Annotated in this window: 9 protein-coding genes; 4 read left to right on the top strand and 5 right to left on the bottom strand. The window is 75.1% G+C overall.

Features of this window, described 5'->3' with window-relative positions; translation table 11 throughout:
- Positions 1–652, top strand: a 652-nt coding sequence (locus AOK18_RS05915; protein ID WP_478078837.1) for an oxidoreductase, incomplete at its 5' end; no start/stop codon positions are given.
- Between the two features lie 218 nt (positions 653–870).
- Complete coding sequence (locus AOK18_RS05920) at positions 871–1,110, top strand: hypothetical protein (protein ID WP_055693620.1); 240 nt, start codon at positions 871–873, stop codon at positions 1,108–1,110.
- Positions 1,111–1,251: 141 nt separating this feature from the next.
- Here AOK18_RS05920 and AOK18_RS05925 read toward each other — a convergent pair whose 3' ends face one another.
- From AOK18_RS05925 to AOK18_RS05940, 4 genes are all read right to left on the bottom strand, one after another.
- Entirely contained in the window at positions 1,252–1,764 is a 513-nt protein-coding gene (locus tag AOK18_RS05925) for a DinB family protein (RefSeq protein ID WP_055572120.1), read from the bottom strand.
- A 174-nt stretch (positions 1,765–1,938) separates the two neighbouring features.
- Positions 1,939–2,508, bottom strand: a complete 570-nt coding sequence (locus AOK18_RS05930; RefSeq protein WP_055572121.1) for a hypothetical protein — start codon at positions 2,506–2,508, stop codon at positions 1,939–1,941.
- Between the two features lie 43 nt (positions 2,509–2,551).
- Positions 2,552–3,493, bottom strand: a complete 942-nt coding sequence (gene murQ / locus AOK18_RS05935; protein WP_055693621.1) for an N-acetylmuramic acid 6-phosphate etherase — start codon at positions 3,491–3,493, stop codon at positions 2,552–2,554.
- 73 nt (positions 3,494–3,566) lie between these two features.
- Complete coding sequence (locus AOK18_RS05940; protein ID WP_055572123.1) at positions 3,567–4,517, bottom strand: MurR/RpiR family transcriptional regulator; 951 nt, start codon at positions 4,515–4,517, stop codon at positions 3,567–3,569.
- A gap of 55 nt (positions 4,518–4,572) precedes the next feature.
- On the opposite strand from AOK18_RS05940, the gene AOK18_RS05945 reads away from it, so the two are divergent.
- Both AOK18_RS05945 and AOK18_RS05950 read left to right on the top strand, forming a co-directional pair.
- Positions 4,573–4,989 carry a hypothetical protein gene (locus AOK18_RS05945; RefSeq protein WP_055693622.1) on the top strand — a complete coding sequence of 139 codons (417 nt, stop codon included), beginning with the start codon at positions 4,573–4,575 and terminating at the stop codon, positions 4,987–4,989.
- A gap of 1 nt (position 4,990) precedes the next feature.
- Positions 4,991–5,284 (top strand): DUF4031 domain-containing protein, encoded by a 294-nt coding sequence (locus tag AOK18_RS05950; RefSeq protein WP_055693623.1) that lies wholly within the window; start codon positions 4,991–4,993, stop codon positions 5,282–5,284.
- On the opposite strand, the gene AOK18_RS05955 is transcribed toward AOK18_RS05950, so the two are convergent.
- Positions 5,266–5,825: GNAT family N-acetyltransferase (locus AOK18_RS05955; protein WP_157865042.1), on the bottom strand; the 560-nt coding region annotated here is incomplete at its 5' end. The two genes, AOK18_RS05950 and AOK18_RS05955, sit on opposite strands and share 19 nt — an antisense overlap.

Genomic DNA, 5,825 nt, shown 5'->3' on the forward strand with positions numbered 1-5,825 from the left:
ACTGGTCGATGAGGTAGCCGCGGACGCCGAGCGCATCGGCTTCGACGGCGTGGAGCTGCACGGCGCCCACGGCTACCTCATCGACCAGTTCCTGTGGGAGCGCACCAACCGCCGGGCCGACGTCTACGGCGGCGACCCGGTGGCGCGGACGAAGTTCGCCGCGGACATCGTCGCGGCGGTCCGCGAGCGGGTCTCGCCCGCCTTCCCCGTCATCTTCCGCTTCTCGCAGTGGAAGCAGGACGCCTACGACGCCCGCCTCGCCGAGACCCCCGGGGAGCTGGAGGCCCTCCTCGCCCCGCTGGCGGCCGCCGGTGTCGACGCCTTCCACGCCTCCACGCGCCGCTACTGGGTCCCGGAGTTCGAGGGCTCGGACCTGAACCTGGCCGGCTGGGCGAAGAAGCTGACCGGCAGGCCCGCCCTCACCGTCGGTTCGGTCGGTCTGAACGGGGAGTTCCTGGAGGCGTTCCAGGGCCGGGGCGCGGAGCTCGGCAGCCTCGACGACCTCCTCGACCGGCTGGAGCGCGACGAGTTCGACCTCGTCGCGGTGGGGCGCGCGGTGCTCCAGGACCCCGAGTGGGCGGCGAAGGTCCTCGGCGGACGCCTCGGCGAGATCGCGCCGTACGACGCGGCGTCGCTCAAGACGCTGAGCTGAGCGAACCGGACCGGGCCCCGGAGGCCGGTGCGTGCGTCCCGCGGGACGCACGCACCGGCCTCCGGCTTTTCCCCGCACGGCCTCCGGGCCCGTTCCGGGTGTCCGTTCCGTGGTGACCAGACCGGCCGAAGGCGCGGCGTATTCAGTTGCTCGACTCGATCAGGCTCCATGAAGTCGCCCAAGCCGATGGGAACCGGGCCACGACGGAGAGCTCCCCCATGTCCGACGCACCCACCCGGTCCGCCACGGCCGGGGAATCCGCGCCGCCCCGAGCCGACGCCGTGGCGGCCGTCCTGGCCTTCGGCGGCATCGTCGTCTCGCTGATGCAGACGCCGGTCATCCCGATCGTGGGCCGGCTGCCGGCGTTCCCGAACGCCTCGGCGCCGGACACCGCCGGGGCCGCCGGGGTTCCGGCTGCCAGGGCAGGGGGCCTGTCCGGCGGCTCAGGCCGGGGGTGACCGGCGGTGTCCGTGCGGACGGACGCACCGGAGCCCACGTCTCCGGCATGATCCGCCGCCACGTCATCCGGCGGAACGGCCGTGCCGACGACCGGCGTCCGCGCGCCGTCGTCGTCGGGGCGCACACCGCTCGACCCGGCGCTATACGCCGGTGGTGCCGTCGATGCGTTCCCGGAGCAGGTCGGCGTGGCCGTTGTGACGGGCGTACTCCTCGATCATGTGGACGTAGATCCAGCGAAGGCTGACGTCCTGGTCCATGAAGCGACCCGTATCGTCCGGAGAACGGTCGGCGCAGTGCTCGCGGGCGCGAGCGATCTCCGCGCGCCAGGTGGCGAGGGCCTCGCGCAGGGTCGCGCCCTCGGCCAGTTCGAAGCCACCGTCGGGACCGGCCGGGTCGGCCCGCGGGTCGTAGAGGGGCGGAACGCGTTCTCCGGCGAACACCCGGCGGAACCAGCTCCGTTCCACCTCCGCCATGTGCTGGACGAGGCCGGTCAGGGTGAAGCCGGACGGCGGCACGGAGGCGGCGGCGGCCTGCTCGTCGTCCAGACCCTCACACTTCATCGCGAGTGTGGCGCGGTGGAAGTCGAGCCAGCTCTCCAGCGTGGCGCGCTCGTCGGCGTTCAGGGGCGGCATGGGGCGCTCGATCGTGCTCACAGCCCGATTATCACCGGCGGCCGACGTCGTCGACGGGCAGGGCCCCGGAGCAGGGCGACCGTTGCCCGGTACGGCACCGGCCACAGGGCCCGGGGCGCCGGCCCCGGCCGTCTCCCCGGACCCGCCCGCGTCCCGGCCCCGGTCCCGGGGAGGCGGCGGCACGCCGTCACGCCGTCACGGGCCGCCCGTCGGCTCGCTCCCGGTCCGGGCCGGGATGCCCCACACGCGCAGCACCTCGTAGTCGGTGAACTCGAGCACCAGCCGGTACGCCATGGCGGGCCGGGGCCCGCGCCGCTCGGCCGCGATGAACAGTTCGGCCTCGCGGCGGTCGCGGCGCGGGGTGCCGCACAACTGCCACGCCTGACCGTTCCACAGCTCCGGCAGCCAGCGCTGCTGGGGCTGGGGGCGGTCGCCGTGCGTTCCGTACCGGGAGGGGACGGGCCCGGCGGGCGCCTGCTGGGGCGCGGGCCCGTTGAACTCGGCGCGGCGGGCCGTGCGGCGCCGGGTCTCGCACAGCAGGCACAGGTCGGGGGCGCTCTGGTCGACCGGCCCGCTCGGGTGCTCGGGGCAGCGGGTGGTGGGCGCGGTCGACTCGACGCTCTCCTCCAGCCGGTCGAGGGCCCGCCGCAGGTCCGCCTTCACCTCGTGCAGCTTGGCGTCCGGGGTGTCGGCGGACAGGGCCTCGCCGTGCTCGCCGAGGACACGCAGGGCGCGGCCCAGGGCGGTGAGCTGCGCGTGGTTCATGTGACTCGTCTCCGTGTGGGGGTGGGGCCAGTATCCCAGCCCGTCACGGCCGGCCGGCCGAGGCCGCCAGCGCCGCGCGCAGGTGGCCGTCCGCCCCGTCCAGGAGGCGGGCCGCGGTCGGGCCGTCCACGTCGGCCAGCAGGACCAGGATGGCGTTCTTCACCTCGCCGTCCGCGGCGGCCAGGGCGCGCTCGACGTCGGCGTCCGCCGCCCCCGTCGCGAGGGCGACGATGCGGCGGGCGCGTGCGCGCAGCTTCTCGTTGGAGGCGCGCACGTCGACCATCAGGTTCCCGTACGTCTTGCCCAGCCGGATCATCGTGATCGTCGAGATCATGTTGAGGACGAGTTTCTGGGCGGTGCCGGCCTTGAGGCGGGTGGAGCCGGTCAGCAGCTCCGGACCGACGACCACCTCGATGCCGTGTCCGGCCGCCGCGGCGAGCGGGCTGCCCGCGTTGCAGGCGAGGCCCACCGTCAGGGCGCCCCGCGCGCGGGCGTGCGTGACGGCGCCGACGGCGTACGGCGTGCGTCCGGAGGCGGAGACGCCGACCACCGTGTCGTCGGCGGTCAGCTCCAGCGCGTCCAGGTCGGCCGCGGCCAGCTCCGCGGAGTCCTCGGCGCCCTCGACCGAGGTGACCAGGGCGCCGGGGCCGCCCGCGATCAGGCCGACGACCTGGCCGGGGCTCGTGTTGAAGGTCGGCGGGCACTCGGAGGCGTCCAGGACGCCCAGCCGGCCGGCGGTGCCCGCGCCCGCGTAGACCAGCCGGCCGCCCCGGGCCATCCGTTCGGCCACGGCGTCGATCGCGGCGGCGATCGCGGGCAGCCGCTCGGCCACGGCGGCGGCGACGGTGGCGTCCTCGCCGTTCATCAGCCGGGCGATGCCGAGGGTGGGCAGCCGGTCGACGTCCGCCAGCTCCGGACGGAACGCCTCGGTGGTCAGGGTCTCCAACTCCGCGCGGAGACCGCGCGGTTCGGACGTGTGGGTCATGGAACGGTTCTCTCCGGTGTCTGTGGCCTGTGCGGGAAGCGCGGCGGGGCGCGGCGGGACCGGGGCCCCCTCGCTACCGCGAACCGCTCCGGTGCCGGTGGGCCAGCGCCTCGTAGGACGCGGACAGCGCCGGGGCGGCCGACGCGTAGGTGCGCTGGGCGATGCCCACGAACAGGCAGTCCACCACCAGGAGCTGACTGGTCCGCGACGACATCGCGGCCGGGCGCAGTTCGCTCTCGCGCGCCGTGGACGTGGTCAGTACGTGGTCTGCGTACTGGGTGACCGGCCCGTCCGGCCGGCCGGTGACCGCGATGGTCGTCGCCCCGCGCTCGAAGGCGACCCGGAGCGGTTCGATGACGTCCCCGGTCGAACCGGAGTGCGTGATGGCGACGGCCACGTCACCGGCGCGCAGCTGCACCGCGTTGGTGACGGCGAGGTGCGGGTCGCCGGGGGCGTGGGCTATCAGTCCTATGCGCAGCAGTTTCTGGGTGAGGTCCTGGGCGACCAGGCCGGAGGCGCCGATGCCGTACACGTCCGTCCGGCGGGCGCCGGCCAGGGCGGCGACGGCCGCGCCGAGCTGGACGGTGTCCAGTCCGGCGGCCGTGTCGGCGAGGGTCTGCCGCTCGTCGTGGGCGAGCTTCGCGACGACGTCGGCGATGGGGTCGTCCACCGCGATGTCGGTGGTGAGGGCGGGGGCGCGGCCCGACTCCTGCTGGGCGGCGAGCCCGGCGAGGGCCAGGCGCAGGTCCCGGTAGCCGGGATAACCGAGCAGCCGGGCGGTGCGGACGACGGTGGCCTCGCTGGTGCCGGTGAGTTCGGCGAGGCCGGTGACCGTGAGGGCCGCGCAGCCCGCCGGGTCGCCCGCGACGGCCTCGGCGACCCGCTGCATGGAACGGGTCATCGACGGCGCCAGCGTACGGACCTTGGCCGCCAGGGCGGCGGGAGCGGGCGGGGCGGCGACGGAACGGACGGAGGCGCCGGTGCCGCGCCGGTCCGCGAAAATTTCCTTCACGTCCTGGGTCACCGTTGAAAGATATTTTCGTTTCGGTGGCGGGGTCAAGAGTGCGCACAATAGGGGCATGCACCCCCACGGCGACCCCGACGGCCCTGACAGCCCCGACGGCCCCGGCGGCACCTCCGTCAGCTCCCTGGAGCAGGCCCTGCACGCGGCCCGCGCCCTCGTGCTCGCCGACCTGGTCGCGCACGAGGTCGCCGAGGCGGAGATCGTCTCACTCGTCGAGGAGGCCGTGGCGCAGCGCCGCTGGTGGGTCGAACAGTGGCCCCAGGGCGCCGGGTTCGTGACCGGCCTGGTCGCCCAGGACGTGCAGGACGCCCTGCTGGACCGGTACGGCCGCTGGCCGCTGTGCCCGGTGTGCGGCTCCGGCGACCCGCACGCGCTGGAGGTGGAGCCGGAGTTGGGCCCCGACCCGCACTGGGTGTGCCACCAGTCGGGCGTGAAGGTCGCGGCGGTGGGCTCGCTGGGCGGGCAGCCCTGACGTGGCCCTGTACATCGACCCGCCGGCCTGGCCGGGCCACGGCCGGATGTGGTCCCACCTCGTCAGCGACGTCTCCTACGACGAACTGCACCTCTTCGCCGCCGCCCTCGGCGTCCCCCGCCGCGCCTTCGAGCGCGACCACTACGACATCCCCGAGCAGCGGTACGCGGACGTCGTGCTCGCCGGAGCCGTGGAGGTCAGCAGCCGGGAGGTGGTGCGGCTGCTGTACGGGGCGGGCCTGCGGGTGCGCAAGAGCACGGTGCGCGGGGGCGCGGTTCAGCGGCGGAGCTCGTAGACGTACTCGCCCTTCGCCGCGTCCCCGCCGACCCGGGTGAAGCCCGCGCGCGTGACGACGCCCTGTGAGGCCGTGTTGGCGCGGTCGATGACGGCGGTGACGCCGCGCACGCCGTCCTGGGCCAGTGCCCACGCCGACAGCGTGCGCAGCGCCTCCGTGGCGTAGCCGTGGCCGCGGGCGCTCTCGTCGAGGTCGTAGCCGACCTCGACCCGGCCGTCCCCGTCCGGGGCGCCGTGGAAGCCCATCGCGCCCACGGCGAGGTCGTCCTCCCGCCGGACCAGGACGTACGTGGTCCACTCCGGCCGGAACACCCCTTCCTCGTACTGCTCGGCCATCCTCCCGGCGCCCACCCGGGTGCCGTCGGCGGGAACGGAACCGGCCCATGCGAAACCGCCGTCACCGCCCGCGGCGAGGTCGGCGGCGCTCGCGGGCGTGAGGCCCTCCAGGTCGAGCCGCTCACCGCGGAGCACCGGATTGTTGCTCCAGCGCCACTGCCGGACGGGCTCGCGCCCCGGCAGCCCGCCGCGCCCGGTCGCCCACA

Origin of the sequence: Streptomyces prasinopilosus, assembly GCF_001419695.1 — a bacterium.
Classification (GTDB): domain Bacteria; phylum Actinomycetota; class Actinomycetes; order Streptomycetales; family Streptomycetaceae; genus Streptomyces; species Streptomyces prasinopilosus.